The organism is Streptomyces sp. NPDC031274 (genome assembly GCF_055570235.1).
This window is the reverse complement of the sequence record NZ_JBVIHP010000015.1, coordinates 207,104-222,429: the sequence shown is the minus strand read 5'-3', so window position 1 is coordinate 222,429 and position 15,326 is coordinate 207,104. Positions and strand designations below refer to the sequence as shown.

Annotated in this window: 5 protein-coding genes; 3 read left to right on the top strand and 2 right to left on the bottom strand. The window is 72.1% G+C overall.

Annotated elements, in window-relative coordinates:
• Positions 1-35 precede the first annotated feature (35 nt).
• Together ACZ5CR_RS24370 and ACZ5CR_RS24365 are read left to right on the top strand one after the other, a co-directional pair.
• Positions 36-11,399, top strand: coding sequence for a type I polyketide synthase (locus ACZ5CR_RS24370; RefSeq protein WP_468860735.1), 11,364 nt, complete (start codon positions 36-38; stop codon positions 11,397-11,399).
• A gap of 61 nt (positions 11,400-11,460) precedes the next feature.
• Positions 11,461-12,219 carry a thioesterase II family protein gene (locus ACZ5CR_RS24365; RefSeq protein ID WP_468860733.1) on the top strand — a complete coding sequence of 253 codons (759 nt, stop codon included), beginning with the start codon at positions 11,461-11,463 and terminating at the stop codon, positions 12,217-12,219.
• 170 nt (positions 12,220-12,389) lie between these two features.
• Here the strand turns inward: ACZ5CR_RS24365 and ACZ5CR_RS24360 are convergent, their stop codons facing one another.
• Both ACZ5CR_RS24360 and ACZ5CR_RS24355 read right to left on the bottom strand, forming a co-directional pair.
• Positions 12,390-13,043, bottom strand: coding sequence for a helix-turn-helix transcriptional regulator (locus tag ACZ5CR_RS24360; protein ID WP_468860732.1), 654 nt, complete (start codon positions 13,041-13,043; stop codon positions 12,390-12,392).
• 279 nt (positions 13,044-13,322) lie between these two features.
• Entirely contained in the window at positions 13,323-13,829 is a 507-nt protein-coding gene (locus tag ACZ5CR_RS24355) for a hypothetical protein (protein WP_468860729.1), read from the bottom strand.
• Between the two features lie 333 nt (positions 13,830-14,162).
• Here ACZ5CR_RS24355 and ACZ5CR_RS24350 point away from each other — a divergent pair, with 333 nt between their 5' ends.
• Positions 14,163-14,909: a DUF1838 family protein gene (locus ACZ5CR_RS24350; RefSeq protein WP_468860727.1), complete on the top strand. Its 747-nt coding sequence runs from the start codon at positions 14,163-14,165 to the stop codon at positions 14,907-14,909.
• The last annotated feature ends 417 nt before the right edge of the window (positions 14,910-15,326 follow it).

The window sequence follows — 15,326 nt, the reverse complement described above, 5'->3', positions numbered from 1 at the left end:
CGCACTTGCACGAACACTCCCTGGAGTTGAGAACGATGGACAACGAGGACAAGCTCCGCTATTTCCTGAAGCGGGTCACCGCCGACCTGCGTGACACCCGCAGGCGCCTGCGCGAGGTCGAGGAGGGTGAGCAGGAGCCGGTCGCGATCATCGGTATGAGCTGCCGCTACCCCGGTGACGTACGTTCCCCCGAGGATCTGTGGGAGCTGGTCTCGAACGGCCGCGACGGCGTGACGGCGTTCCCCGCAGACCGTGGCTGGGGCGACGTCGAGCTTTCCGACCCCGAGGACCCCGACCGCGCGTTCCGTACCGAGGGCGGGTTCCTGCACGACGCGGCCGATTTCGACCCCGGCCTGTTCGGGATATCGCCGCGCGAGGCCCTGGCGATGGACCCGCAGCAGCGGTTACTCCTGGAGACCTCCTGGGAGGCGTTCGAGCGGGCCGGGATCGACGCGTCCTCGCTGCGCGGCAGCAGGACGGGCGTGTTCGCCGGGGTGATGTACCACGACTACACGTCACGGCTGCGGTCGGTTCCGGAGGGAGTCGAAGGCTTCCTCGGCACCGGCAGCTTCGGCAGCGTCGCCTCCGGCCGTGTGTCGTACACGTTCGCCCTTGAGGGGCCCGCCGTCACGGTGGACACCGCCTGCTCGTCCTCCCTGGTCACGCTGCACCTGGCGGCCCAGGCGCTGCGCTCCGGCGAGTGCACGCTCGCCCTCGCCGGCGGTGTCACCGTGATGGCGACCCCGGACACGTTCATCGGCTTCAGCAAGCAGCGGGGCCTCGCCGCGGACGGCCGGTGCAAGTCCTTCTCCGAGGACGCCGACGGCACCGGCTGGGGCGAGGGCGCCGGCATGCTGCTCCTCGAGCGGCTCTCCGACGCCCGGCGCAACGGCCACACCGTCCTCGGGGTCGTGCGCGGTTCGGCGGTGAACCAGGACGGCGCCTCGAACGGCCTCACCGCGCCCAACGGACCCTCGCAGCAGCGGGTGATCCGGCAGGCGCTCGACAGTGCCGGACTGACCGCCGACCAGGTCGACGCGGTCGAGGCGCACGGCACCGGCACCACGCTCGGCGACCCGATCGAGGCCCAGGCGCTCCTCGCCACCTACGGCCGGGACCGCCGCGCCGACCGGCCGCTGTGGCTCGGCTCGGTGAAGTCCAACATCGGTCACACACAGGCCGCCGCGGGCGTCGCGGGCGTGATCAAGACGGTCATGGCGATGCGGCACGGCGTGCTTCCGCGGACCCTGCACGTCGGCGAGCGCTCCCGGCACGTCGACTGGTCGGCGGGCGCCGTGGAACTGCTGACCGAGGCGCGACCGTGGCCGGAGACGGGGCAGCCGCGCAGAACGGCGGTGTCGTCCTTCGGCATCAGCGGAACCAACGCCCATGTCGTCCTCGAACAGGCCCCGGCCGAGGACGCCGACGGCGAGCAGGACGGCGAGCAGGACGACCAGTTCGGCGGGCCCGCCGAACTGGCCGACCCCGTCCTCGCCGACGCCGTGCCGTGGGTCCTCTCCGGCAACGACCCCGCCGCCCTGCGCGAGCGGGCCGCCACCCTCATCTCTCACCTGGGCGGCAGGGACGGCCTGGACGAGACGCCGGTGGACATCGGCTACTCGCTCGCCGTGAGCAGGACCGCCCTTGAGCACCGTGCCGCCGTCGTCGGCGCGGACCGCGCGGAACTGCTGGCCGGTCTGCAGGCCCTGGCGGCAGGTGGCGAGGCACCGAACCTGGTCCGCGGCACGGTCGGTTCACGCGGCAAGCTCGCGTTCCTGTTCAGCGGACAGGGCAGCCAGCGGGTGGGCATGGGGCAGGAGTTGTACGGGGAGTTCCCGCTGTTCGCCCAAGCCCTCGACGAGGTCTGCGCGGGCCTGGACCCGCACCTGGACCGGCCGTTGCGTGACGTGCTCTTCGCCGAGCCCGGCACCGAGGCCGCCGCCCTGCTCGACCTGACCACCTACACGCAGCCCGCGCTGTTCGCGATCGAGGTGGCGCTGTTCCGCCTCGTCACCGCGTGGGGCCTCACCCCGCAGTTCCTCGCGGGCCACTCCATCGGGGAACTCGCGGCGGCGCACGTGTCGGGCGTGTTCTCCCTCGCCGACGCGTGCAAGCTTGTCGCCGCCCGCGGCAGGCTGATGGGCGCGCTGCCCGAGGGCGGGGCGATGCTCTCGCTGCGCGCGGACGAGGACACCGTCCGCGGCCTCGTCGCCGAGCACGGCGGCACGGTGGACATCGCGGCGGTCAACGGCCCCGAGTCCACGGTGATCGCGGGCGACGCCGACGCCGTGGCCGCGATCGACGGCGCGTGGCGGGAGCGCGGCGGCAAGACCCGGTACCTGCGGGTCAGCCACGCGTTCCACTCACCGCACGTGGACGCCGTCCTCGACGACTTCCGCGCCGTCGCCAGGACCATCACCTACGGCACCCCGGCGATTCCGATCGTCTCCACCCTGACCGGCGCCCTGCTCACCCCGGAGCAGGCGCGCGACCCGGAGCACTGGGTACGTCATGTCCGCGAGGCCGTCCGGTTCCTCGACGGCGTACGGAGCCTGGGTGCGCAGGGCGTCACCAACTTCCTGGAGCTCGGCCCCGACGCGGTGCTGACCGCCGCGGGCCGCGACTGCGCCGACGAGGGCGCGCTCCTTGTCGCCGGGGCGCGCGCGAACCGGCCCGAGGGGGCCACGCTCACCTCGGCGGTCGCGGCACTGCACGTGCGGGGCGTCGCCCTCGACTGGCAGGCGGTCTTCGCGGGCCGCGGCGCACGGCGGACCGAGCTGCCCACGTACCCGTTCCAGCGCACCAGGTACTGGCTGGACGTCGGCGCGCACGTCGGCGACGTGGCATCGGTGGGCCTGCGCCCCGCCGACCACCCGCTCCTCGGCGCCGCGGTCACCCTGGCCGACGAGGAGGGCGCCCTGCTCACCGGCAGGCTCTCCCTGGTCACGCACCCGTGGCTGGCCGACCACACCGTCGGAGGCGTGGTCCTCGTACCCGGCGCCGCGTTGGTGGAGTTGGCGATCAGGGCGGGCGACCAGGTCGGGCTCGACGACATCGAGGAGCTGACACTGGCGGCGCCGCTGATCCTGCCCGCGGACGGCGCCGTACGACTCCAGGTGTCCGTCGGGGCCCCGGACGAGTCCGGGCGCCGCGCGCTGAGCGTCTACTCACGGGCCGACGACGCGGCCGACGACCAGCCGTGGACACGGCACGCGTTCGGCACGCTGACGGCGGGAGCGGCGGGCGCCGCGGCCCCGACCACTGAGGAGGCGGCGGCCTGGCCGCCCGCCGGAGCCGAGCGCATCGACATCGAGGGCCGCTACGACGACCTCGCCGATTCGGGCCTCGGCTACGGACCGGCGTTCCGCGGGCTGCGTGCGGCATGGCGCCGCGGTGACGAGGTGTTCGTCGACCTTGAGCTGCCCGACCAGGACAGCGCGGGTTCCTTCGGCCTGCACCCCGCGCTGCTCGACTCCGCACTGCACGCCATCGGCCTCGGCGACTTCGTCACCGACACGGAGCGGCTGCACCTGCCGTACTCCTGGCGCGGTGTGCGGCTGCACAGCAGCGGCGCGTCGGCGCTGCGGGGGCGGCTGTCCCCGGCGGGCGCCTCGGGCGTCGCGATCGCCCTGACCGACGGCACCGGCGCCCCCGTCGCCTCGGTCGAGGAACTGTCGCTGCGCCCCCTGACGGCGGACGGCCTCACCGGCGACCGCCTCGACTCACTGTTCCGGGTCGACTGGACGCAGGTGCGGCCCGCCGACTCGCCCTCGTCCCGCTGGGCGGTCCTGGGGGACTGGGACCCGGGTGACGCAGGCCTGGCCGCGCTGGCGGAGAACGGGGTGCCGGACCTCGTGTTCGCCCCCGTGCCCCCGGCCGCCGACCCCGCGCAGGCCACGTACAGGGCGCTGGCCCTGGTGCGTGCCTGGCTCGCCGACGACCGGTTCGGCTCGGCGCGGCTGGTGTTCGTCACCGGCGGCGCGGTGGCGGCAGGACCCGACGAGGACGTCCTCGACCTGGCCAATGCCCCGGTGTGGGGCCTCCTGCGCGCGGCACAGTCCGAGCACCCCGGCCGGTTCGTGCTCATCGACACCGACACCGACACCGACTGGTCGACTGCCACGGCCCAGACCCTGCTGGGCGCCGTCGCGACCGGTGAGCCCCAACTGGCCCTGCGCGCCGGTGAACTGCACGCGCCGAGGCTCGTGCGGGCCCGTCCCGCAGCGGAGGAAGAGGGGGCGGGCTTCGGCTCTGGGCCGGTTCTTGTGACCGGTGCGAGCGGGATGCTCGGCGGGCTTGTGGCACGGCACTTGGTCGTACGTCACGGGGTACGGCAGCTGGTGCTCGCCAGCAGGCGCGGTCAAGTAGGCGCCCTGCGCGGTGAATTGGAAGCACTGGGTGCCGAAGTCGCCGCCGTGGCGTGTGACGTGGCGGACCGGGACGCGGTGGCGGCGCTGCTCGCCGAGCACCCCGTGACGGCCGTCGTGCACGTGGCGGGTGTCCTGGACGACGGTGTGATCGAGTCGCTGACCCCGGAGCGCATCGACACGGTGTTCCGGCCCAAGGTCGACGCGGCGTTGAACCTGCACGAGCTGACCCGCGACCTGAACCTCTCGGCATTCGTCCTCTTCTCCTCCGCCGCGGGCACGTTCGGCAACGCGGGGCAGGCCAACTACTCCGCTGCCAACGCGTTCCTGGACGCGCTCGCCCAGCACCGGCGAGCGCGAGGCCTGCCCGCGACATCGCTCGCCTGGGGCCTGTGGGCGGACGCGAGCGGTATGACCGACGATCTCGCCGAGAGCGACCGGGGACGCCTCGCGCGGGCCGGCGTCACCGCGCTGTCCGCCGAGGAGGGGCTGCGCCTCTTCGACGCCGCCCTCGCGCTGCCCTCCGCCGTGGCCGTGCCCATGCGCCTCGACCTGGCGCCACTGCGGGCCCGCCCCGAGACCGTCCCCCCGCTGCTCCGCTCACTGGTGCGCACGGCGCGCCCCGGGGCCGTCAAGGCCGACGGGGGCCTGGCGGCGCGGATCTCCGCGCTGCCGGAGGACGAGCGCCTCCCCGCACTGCTCGATCTCGTACGCACCTGTGTCGCCGCCGTGCTCGGCCACGATTCCGCCGCGGCGGTGGAAGCGGAGCGGGCCTTCGACGAGCTCGGGTTCGACTCGCTCACCGCGGTCGAGCTGCGCAACCGGCTCGACGCGGCCACCGGCCTGCGCCTGCCCGCCACGCTGGTCTTCGACTATCCGACGCCCCTGGCCCTCGCGAAGCATCTGCGCGCCACGCTCCTCGGCGACGAAGAGACGCGCACGCCGATCATCCGCACGGCCGCCGCCGACGACGAGCCGATCGCCATCGTCGGCATGAGCTGCCGCTACCCCGGCGGAGTGCGCTCGTCGGATGACCTGTGGCGCCTCGTCGCCGAGGGCCGTGACGCGGTGTCCGACTTCCCGGACAACCGGGGCTGGGACGTGGAATCGCTCTACGACCCCGACCCCGAGAACACCGGCACCAGCACCGTCAAGTCGGGTGGCTTCCTCCACGACGCCGCCGAGTTCGACCCGGCGTTCTTCGGCATGTCACCGCGCGAGGCGCTCGCGGTCGACCCGCAGCAGCGACTGCTCCTGGAGACCTCCTGGGAGGCGTTCGAGCGGGCCGGTATCGACCCGAAGTCGCTGCGCGGAAGCGCGACCGGTGTGTTCGCGGGCGTGATGTACAACGACTATGCCGCCAGGCTCGGGCGCTCTCCGGAGGGATTCGAGGGCCAGCTCGGCGTCGGCAGTTCGGGCAGCGTCGCGTCCGGCCGCGTCTCCTACGTGTTCGGCCTCGAAGGCCCCGCGGTGACCGTGGACACGGCGTGCTCGTCGTCGCTGGTGTCGATGCACCTCGCGGCCCAGGCGCTGCGCTCCGGTGAGTGCACGCTGGCCCTCGCGGGTGGCGTGACGGTGATGGCGAGCCCGGCGACCTTCGTGGAGTTCAGCAGGCAGCGTGGCCTGGCCCCGGACGGCCGCTGCAAGGCGTTCTCCGACAGTGCCGACGGCACCGGCTGGGGCGAAGGGGTCGGCATGCTGGTCCTCGAGCGCCTTTCGGACGCCCGACGCAACGGCCACCAGGTCCTCGCGGTCGTACGAGGATCCGCGGTGAACCAGGACGGCGCGTCCAACGGCCTCACCGCCCCGAACGGTCCCTCGCAGCAGCGCGTCATCCGCCAGGCCCTGGCCAGCGCGGGCCTCACGCCGTCCGACGTGGACGCGGTAGAGGCGCACGGCACCGGCACCACCCTCGGCGACCCCATCGAGGCGCAGGCCCTCCTCGCCACCTACGGCCAGGACCGCGCCGGAGAGCCCCTCTGGCTGGGCTCGCTGAAGTCGAACATCGGCCACACCCAGGCCGCCGCCGGTGTCGGTGGCGTGATCAAGATGGTGATGGCGCTGCGGCACGGCGAACTCCCGAAGACGTTGCACATCACCGAACGCTCCCCGCACGTGGACTGGTCGGCGGGCGAGGTCGAGGTGCTGACGGAGACCCGGCCGTGGCCGGACCTCGGCCGACCGCGCAGGGCGGGCGTGTCGTCGTTCGGCGTGAGCGGGACGAACGCACACACCATCCTTGAGCAGGCACCCGACGAGACCCCCGCCGACTTGCCGTCGACGTCCGGGCCGGTGCCATCCGGGTTGGTCCCCCTGGTGTTCTCCGCACGTACGGAGGGCGCTCTGCGGGCCTACGCCGCCCAGCTCGCGTCGGTGAACGATGGATTGACGCCCGTGGACGTGGCGGACGCCTTGCTGTCGCGGTCGGTGTTCGATCATCGGGCTGTGGTGGTGGCGGGTGGTGCTGAGGCGCTGACGGCGGTGGCCGGTGGTGCGGAGTCTGCTCGGGTGGCGGTCGGTGTGGCGCGGCCTGTCGGCAAGGTGGCGTTCGTGTTCCCGGGCCAGGGTTCTCAGTGGCTGGGTATGGGTGCGGAGCTGGCGGAGTCGTCGCCCGCGTTCCGTGCCTCTCTCGACGCGTGTGCTGAGGCGCTTGCTCCGTATGTGGACTGGTCGCTCCATGAAGTGCTGGCTGACGCGGCCGAGTTGGAGCGGGTGGATGTCGTGCAGCCCGCGTTGTTCGCGGTGATGGTGTCCCTTGCCGCGCTCTGGCGTTCGTACGGTGTGGAGCCGGACGCGGTGGTGGGGCACAGCCAGGGTGAGATCGCTGCCGCGCACGTGGCGGGGGCGCTCTCCTTGGGTGATGCCGCCAAGGTGGTGGCGCTTCGCAGTAAGGCGATCCTGGCGTTGTCGGGTCAGGGCGGCATGGTGTCCCTCGCGGTATCCATCGATGCCGCGCGGGAGCGGATCGCGCGGTGGGACGGGCGGATATCGGTCGCCGCGGTCAACGGCCCGCGTTCGGTGGTGGTGGCGGGTGACGCCGACGCACTGGACGAGCTGATCGAGTCGTGCGCGGCCGATGAGGTACGCGCCCGCCGGGTGCCTGTCGACTACGCCTCCCACTCCCCGCATGTGGAGCGCATCCAGGAAGAACTGGCCGTTGTCCTTGCGGGCGTTGAGCCCCTGCGCGCGGGTGTGCCGATGCTGTCCACGGTCACGGGGGAGTGGCTGACCGGTACCGAGGTGGGTGCCGAGTACTGGTATCAGAATCTGCGCAACACCGTGCGGTTCGAGGATGCGACGCGCGGTCTGCTGGAGCACGGCGTCGGCGCGTTCGTGGAGTGCAGCCCCCACCCCGTCCTCACCATCGGCGTGTCCGAGACGGTGGAGGCCACCGGTGGTGACGCCGTCATGGTGGGCACGCTGCGCCGGGACGAGGGCGGCCTCGACCGGTTCCTGCTGTCTGCCGCAGAGGCGTACGTGGAAGGCCTGCCGTTCGAGTGGCGGCAGACGGTGCCCGCCGGACAGCACGTGGACCTGCCCACCTATCCCTTCCAGCGCAAGCACTACTGGCTGGACGCTCCCCGTGATCTGCGTTTCGTCGAAGCGGCCGGCGGTCTCGGCCTGGCGGACGCCGACCACCCGCTGCTCGGCGCCGTCGTCGAACTCGCCGACGAGCAGGGCCTGGTGTGCACCGGCAGGCTGGGCACGGACACCCACCCGTGGCTCGCCGAGCACGCCGTCGCACAGACGACGCTCCTGCCCGGCACCGCCTTCGCGGAGATCGCGCTGGCGGCGGGCGGCAGGCTCGGCCTCGACGAGGTGGAGGAACTGGCGCTCGCCGCGCCCCTGGTGCTGCCCGAACGCGGTGGGGTGCGGCTGCGGGTGACGGTCGGCGGCGACGACGGCTCGGGCCGGCGGGCGCTGAACATCGACTCCTGCCCGGACGACCCGGCCACCGTCGCGGACTGGACCCGGAACGCCACCGGCTTCCTCACCACCGGAGCACCCGCCGAGCCGGCCACCGTCACGCAGTGGCCGCCCGCCGGAGCCGAGCCCGTCGACATCGACGGCCTCTACGACAGCCTGGAAGGAGCCGGGTTCGCCTACGGGCCCGCCTTCCAGGGCCTCAGGGCGGCATGGCGCGACGAGGGCGCCGTGTACGCCGAGATCAGTCTTGACGAGGACCAGCACCGGGACGCCGCGTCGTTCGGGCTCCACCCGGCGCTGCTCGACGCCGCGCTGCACGCCTGCATGCTCGGCGGCCTCGTCGAAGACGCCGGTCGGCCCCGGCTCCCGTTCTCCTGGAGCGGGATCCGGTGGCACGCGACCGGTGCCACGGCGGCGCGGGTACGGCTCACACCTGCCGGACCCGACGCCGTCTCCCTGGAACTGACCGACGTACAGGGGAATCCCCTGGCGACGGTCGCATCCCTGGTACTGCGGCCGATCGCCGCCGACCAATGGGGTGCGCGCCACCGCGATTCACTGTTCCGGCTGGAGTGGGTGGCCGCACCGACCCGTGCGGCCACCCCCGCTCCCGTCCGCGGTTGCGCAGTCGTCGGCCCGGACGACCTGAAGGTCGGCGCGGGCCTGGCCGCCGCCGGTATCGCCGTCGAGGAGCACGAAGACCTCGCTGCCCTCGCCGAGACCGGAGTACCGGGCCTTGTCGTCGTCCCGTGCGTCGAGGACGACGCCGAGCCGGTCGCCGCCGCCCGCACCGCCGCCCTGCGCGCGCTGCGCCTCGCCCAGGAGTGGCTGGCCGACGACCGGTTCCTCGGATCCCGCCTCGTCTTCGTGACCCGCGGGGCCGTCGCGACCGGCCCTGACGAGGACGTGCCCGACATCGCCGACGCGACGGTGTGGGGCCTGATCCGGTCGGCACAGTCCGAGAACCCCGACCGGTTCACGCTGGTCGACGTGGACGGGGACGGCACGTCCTGGCCGGTACTGCCCGCCGCCCTCACCGCGTCCGAGCCGCAACTCGCGGTGCGCACCGGTGACGTCCTGGTGCCGCGCATCGCACGGACCCGGCCGTCCGACACGGACTCCGGAATCGCGTTCGCGCCCGGCGGCACCGTCCTGGTGACCGGCGCCACCGGCATGATCGGCGGCCTCGTCACCCGGCACTTGGTGACCGAGCACGGTGTCCGGCACCTCGTCCTCGCGAGCCGCAGCGGCGCCGCCGCACCCGGAGCCGACGCCCTGCGCGCCGAACTGACCGCCCTCGACGCGCACGTGACGTTCGCCGCCTGCGACGTCACCGACCCCGTCGCGCTGGCGGAGCTCCTCGCCGCGGTGCCATCGAACCACCCGCTGACCGGCGTGGTGCACTCGGCGGGCGTCCTGGACGACGGCACGATCAGCTCGCTGACCCCGGAACAGATCGACAAGGTGTTCCGGCCCAAGGTCGACGCTGCCTGGAACCTGCACGAGCTGACCCGGGACCTGGACCTGTCCGCGTTCGTGCTGTTCTCCTCGGCTGCGGGCATCCTCGGTGGCCCCGGCCAGGGCAACTACGCGGCGGCCAACGCGTTCGTCGACGCGCTCACCCACCACCGCAGGGCCGCCGGACTTCCCGCCACGTCACTGGCGTGGGGCCTGTGGGAGACGGCAAGCGCGATGACCGGCGACATGGGGGAGACCGACGTGGCGCGGCTCTCCCGCTCCGGGGTCGCGGGCCTGACCGAGGAGCAGGGCCTCGCGCTGTTCGACCTCGGATGCGCGGCGGGCGACGCGGTCGTGGTGCCGATGCGGCTCGACCTCGGTGCGTTGCGCGGCGGGCCCGACGAGGTGCCTCCGCTGCTGCGCGGTCTCGTGCGCCCGCGGGCCGCCAAGGCGGCCGCCGTGAGCGAGGAGCCGTTGGCGCAGCGGCTCGCCGGTCTGACTGAGGAGGAGCAGGGGCAGGAACTCCTGCTGCTCGTCCGGGACCAGACGGCGGCCGTGCTCGGCTACGAGCCGGAGGAGCTCGATGTCTCCGGCGCCCTGACCCAGCTCGGCCTCGACTCCTTGACCGCGCTGCAACTGCGCAACCGGCTCGCGGGCGCGACCGGGCTTCGCCTGCCCACCACCGTCGTGTTCGACCAGCCGACAGGACCGGCGCTCGCCGGGTACCTCCGGCGTGAACTCGCTTCGGGTGCCGCGGTCGACACGGGGGGTGACGCCCCCGCCGCGACCGCTGCCCTGGCGGTGGAGGACACGCTCACCGGCCTGTACCGGCAGGCCTGCGACCTCGGCCTGTACGAGGAGGGGTGGCAGATGGTGAACGCCGCCGCGCGGGTGCGGCCGGTGTTCGAGACGCCGGACGAGGTGCCCGCACTGCCGCCGGTCACCCTGGCGACAGGACCCGGAATCCCGTTGCTCTGCCTCCCGCCGACGATGGCGCCCTCAGGGCCGCACTACTTCGGCCGGTTCGCCCCCGTGTTCGCGGGCGAGCGGGACGTGACCGTGTTGCCCAACCCCGGGTTCGCCGCTGGGGAGGCGCTGCCCGCGACCAGGGAGGCGGTCGTACGCTTCCAGGCCGAGGCCGTGATGAGGCAGGCGGGCGACCGCCCGTTCGTGCTCGTCGGCTATTCGTCGGGCGGGTGGCTGGCCAACGCGGTCGCCGCGCTGCTCGAGAAGGAGGGCGGCACACCGATGGCGGTGGTGCTCGTCGACACCTACACCGCGACGACCTCGTTCGAGGGCCGCCTTGAGGAGGCACTGCGGCAGCGCGCGGCCACCAGCGAGGCGTTCGAGCTGATGTCCGGCGCGCAACTCACCGGTCAGGGCGGCTACTTGCGGGTGTTCGGCGACTGGGAGCCCGAACCGATCGACGCGCCGACGCTGTACGTGCACGCCACCTTCCCGCCCGGGGAGTCGCAGGCACTGGACACCGAGGACGACTGGCGGCCGCAGTGGCCCCTGCCGCACGAGGACGCCGACGTCCCCGGCGACCACTTCACGATCATGGACGACCACTCGGAGTCGACGGCGCTCGCCGTACGGACCTGGCTGGCCGACGACCGGCACAACGCCGACACCAACTCCCGCTGAGCGCGACAGAGACAGCGGAACGCCGAGTACGACAACCACCACAGCAGAACGGACGATCAACATGACTGTTACCGACGGCAGCGACCTCTGGCTCCGCCGGTTCCACCCCGCACCGGACGCCCCGGTACGGCTGGTGTGCTTCCCGCACGCGGGTGGCTCGGCGAGTTTCTACTTCCCCGTCTCGGCCGCGCTCGCGAGCGACAGCGATGTGTCGGCCCTCCAGTACCCCGGCCGCCAGGACAGGCGGATGGAACCGAACGTGGACGACATCGGCGCCCTTGCCGACCGCATCGCGCCCGTGGTGGCGCCGCTGTTCGACCGGCCCGTGGTGTTCTTCGGGCACAGCATGGGCGCGATCCTCGCCTTCGAGGTCGCGCGCAGGCTCGAGGAACAGGGCCACACGCCCGCGATGCTGTTCGCCTCCGGCAGGCGTGCACCGTCGACGCGACGCCAGGAGAACGTCCACCAGCGGGACGACGACGGGCTCGTGGCCGAGATGAAGGCCATGAGCGGCACCGACGCCCAAGTACTCGGTGACGAGGAGCTGCTGCGGATGGTGCTGCCCGCGATCCGCAGCGACTACCGGGCCATCGAGACGTACGGTCCGGTGGACGCGACCGTCGGCTGCCCGATCACCGCACTGGTGGGCGACGACGACCCGAAGACGACGGTGGCGGAAGCGGACGTGTGGCGCTCCCACACGACAGCCGCGTTCCGCATCCAGACGTTCCGCGGGGGCCACTTCTACCTCAGCCCGCGCGCGGCGGAAGTGATCGCGCTGACGCGTGAGGCGCTGCGCGGTGCCGTAGCCGTCGGATAGGCACAAGTCGGATAGGCGCAAGGGGGGGAACGGGGGTTGGGCGAGCAGGTGGTCCAGCCCCCGTCGTGCTCGGCTGCGCGGGACTGCGGGCTGCCGTCCGCGTACGGCATCACCGCGTACGGCCTCATCGCGTACGGACATCACCGCGTACGACATCGCCGTGTACGACCTCAGATGTAGCCCGCACGCACCGCGTAGGCCACTACATGGGTGCGGTTGCGCAGTTGGAGACGGGAGGTCAGATTCTGCAGGACGTTCTTCACCGTCCGTTCGGAGTACGCGAGCTTGACCGCTATCTGCCCGGTGTCATGACCTTCGGCCACTAACTGAAGGACTTCGACCTCCCGCGACGTCATTCCCATCGTGGGGAGTCCGGCCGGGCCGGGTGCGCTGCTCTTGAGCTGCCCCATCCGGGTGAGGAATGTGCCAAGGAGATCGGCCGGCAGGTCCCCGTCACCTCGGTGGGCCGCGAGTATGGCCCGAAGCAGCCGAGCCGGTGTCGCGTCTCGTCGCCATACGATCGAGGTGACCCCGCATCCGGCGACGTCGAACAGGTCGGCCTCCCGCATCCGGTCCACCACCAGGACCGCCCGGACGCCCTTGACATGGACGAGCGTGCGCAGTTCCAGCAGAGTCGTCTCGTCCACGGAGCCGACGACCAGCAGGGCGACTTGGCCGCGGTCCTGCCGGGCGGTGTCCACCAACTCGATCTCCGGGTACTGACGGAGCTGGGTGAGCACTCCGGCCCGGGAAATCGGGTCCGATGTGTGAACGGACAGCTGCACCCGTTCAGTCTCAGGGATGCTCTCGACGGTCTGCTGCACGGGCTGGAGCTCCTTCTGCTTCCACGAAGACCAGGGGCTCGAGCGCTGCAGACACGCGTGCGCGGCGCTACCCCCTTGTCGACCAGGTCACCAGATACTGCGTTTGTGCCCTAAGAGGCTCCACGCGATCAACAGGTTGTGTGCTGACGCTCACGTCCTGCTGATGTTCTGCTGACGTCCACTCCCGTGCCATCCGTTCCCGCCGCTCCTCCGAAGCCGCGCACTCCGTGCTTTCAGGCAAGGAAAAGGGGAGTACAGGGGGAGTACTGCACAGGGCTTTCAGCGCCCGAGCTGATCCCGGCACAACGCCAGGGTGGCCGGGTCGACCACGCCGTCCGCCATCCGGCACACCACCTTGCCGTCGTACGTCTGCCGTGGCCGCGCGGGACGCGGTGCCACAGGTGCGGGACGCCGCGGAGGGCGCTGCGCCGTGGACCGGACCGGCGCCGGCGCCCGGTGGACGGGGGGACGCGGAGGGGCAGGCGCCGGACGCCTGTGGTCGACGGTGGCGGGCTCCTCGCGGCGGCGCGTCGCCTCCTTGGCCTCAGTGACCTTCTTGGCCTTCCTGCCCTGGGGCTTGCTCGTACCGCTCTCGACCAACGCGTCCCGGGCCGAGGGCTGCACGGCGGGGGAGCGGGACGCGATCGGCGACGGGACCGTGCCGCCCGTGGGCGCGAGCGACTGGCGAGGCGGTAGCCGATCCGGATCGCCGCCCGGCGTCACGGAGGCGCACCCGGCGGTACTCAGCAGGGCGAGGGCTACGAAGGTGATGATCCGGCGATGCACGCGGCCACTCTCCCTCAGCGCGGAGCCCGGAGAGGGGTGCAGAGCAGCCGGTCCACCGGACCGAGTGATGGCGCGATGCGTGATGACTGGGATCTCCTCCTGCCGAGGAGAGGGTCGGGAGGTGGCCCTGCCCCCAACTACGAAGCCGCCGGTCTCGTCCTACGAAGCCGCCGGTGTCGTCGTCCGTGCCGCGGCCGACGGCGACGGCCCTTGTCTGTCTTCCTCACGTCCTGGTCAGCGCCCTCGAAGGCCGCCGACCGGCGGCGGCACGAATCCTGCGCGGCGGCGGTGTTTCCCGCCCGGCCGGGGCGGCTGTCGCGCACAGTGGTCCGTATGACAACACCCGCAGAGCTGCTCCGTTCCTTCGCCCGCACCCGGGCCTCGCTCGATGGCGATGAGGTCACGTACTGGTGGTCCGGCGACGTGTACTCCTGGGCCCCCGATGAGCCCTACCAGCGCCTCTTCGGCTTCGAAGGGCTCAACGTCGCTCGCCTCGTCCAGGACGCCGAAGGTGGCCCCGACTCCTATCAACTGCTCACCCGCGAGGCTGCCTTCTACCTGGACCCCGTCACCCGCGAGATCCTGGAGACCTGGCAGGACCTGCCGGTGGTGCACATCTGGAACGACCCGGCGAACCAGAAATGGCGCCCTTTCCCGATCCCGACGACCGATCTCGGCGAGCAGGTCTGCTTCAGCCTGGAGATCCCGCTCGCCTACCCCTCGCCGCTGCCGGTGGCCGAGTACCCGGTCCACTCGGCGGGCGACACGTACAAGGCCCTTGAGCTCTTCCAGTTCTTCGCCGACCGCGCTGATCTGGCAGGCCAGGCGCCCAGCGTCCCGGCCACCATGTCGTGGACCCGGATGTCGCCGTGGCTTCCGTGGATGGCCCGCGGCCAGCGCCCCGGCGGCCTCACCTACCACTGCCGGGGTCGCAAGCTCGGCTCGTACACCGAGGTCCCCGAGCGCACCCGCGCCTACATCGCCGACCACCACCCGGAGTTCGCCCAGGCCCCGGAGAAGTGGAGCGAACCGAACGAGACGAGCTGGACGTACTTCCGCAAGCTCCATCCCCCACAGTAGCCGCAGCAGGCGCGGTAGCCGCCGAGCGCCGTCCGGGGTCGCCGTGGCGATCCCGGACGCGGCGGCATGTTCGACGCCGGGCCCATCAGGAACGGTGTAGGTGCCAACCCGGCCCGCAGCGAGCGAAGTTGGCCTGCCGCATATATCAGCGGCCTTGCTGGTGAACGGAGTTGGACAACAAGAGGTGACTTCTGTCACATGGGTCGCTACTTCTGAGTGTCAACGACCGGTGCACGCAAGGGATTTCGTGGGAACAGGCGTGCGCTGCGACGGTGGTGAGCGAGTGGATTTCCGCTGGCCAGGCGTCCGTACGTAGAGTGAGAGTTCGTTACCGATCGTTCACTCTCGAACGCTCGTTTTGCCCTACGGTTACTAGTCAGTCACTTTGCGTCGAAAATTGATTGCCTCTGGCATACG

Bases quoted from the DNA above. Each gene is read 5' to 3' on its own strand.
- ACZ5CR_RS24370 (WP_468860735.1), top strand. From the start codon at position 36: ATGGACAACGAGGACAAGCTCCGCTATTTCCTGAAGCGGGTCACCGCC.
- ACZ5CR_RS24365 (WP_468860733.1), top strand. From the start codon at position 11,461: ATGACTGTTACCGACGGCAGCGACCTCTGGCTCCGCCGGTTCCACCCC.
- ACZ5CR_RS24350 (WP_468860727.1), top strand. From the start codon at position 14,163: ATGACAACACCCGCAGAGCTGCTCCGTTCCTTCGCCCGCACCCGGGCC.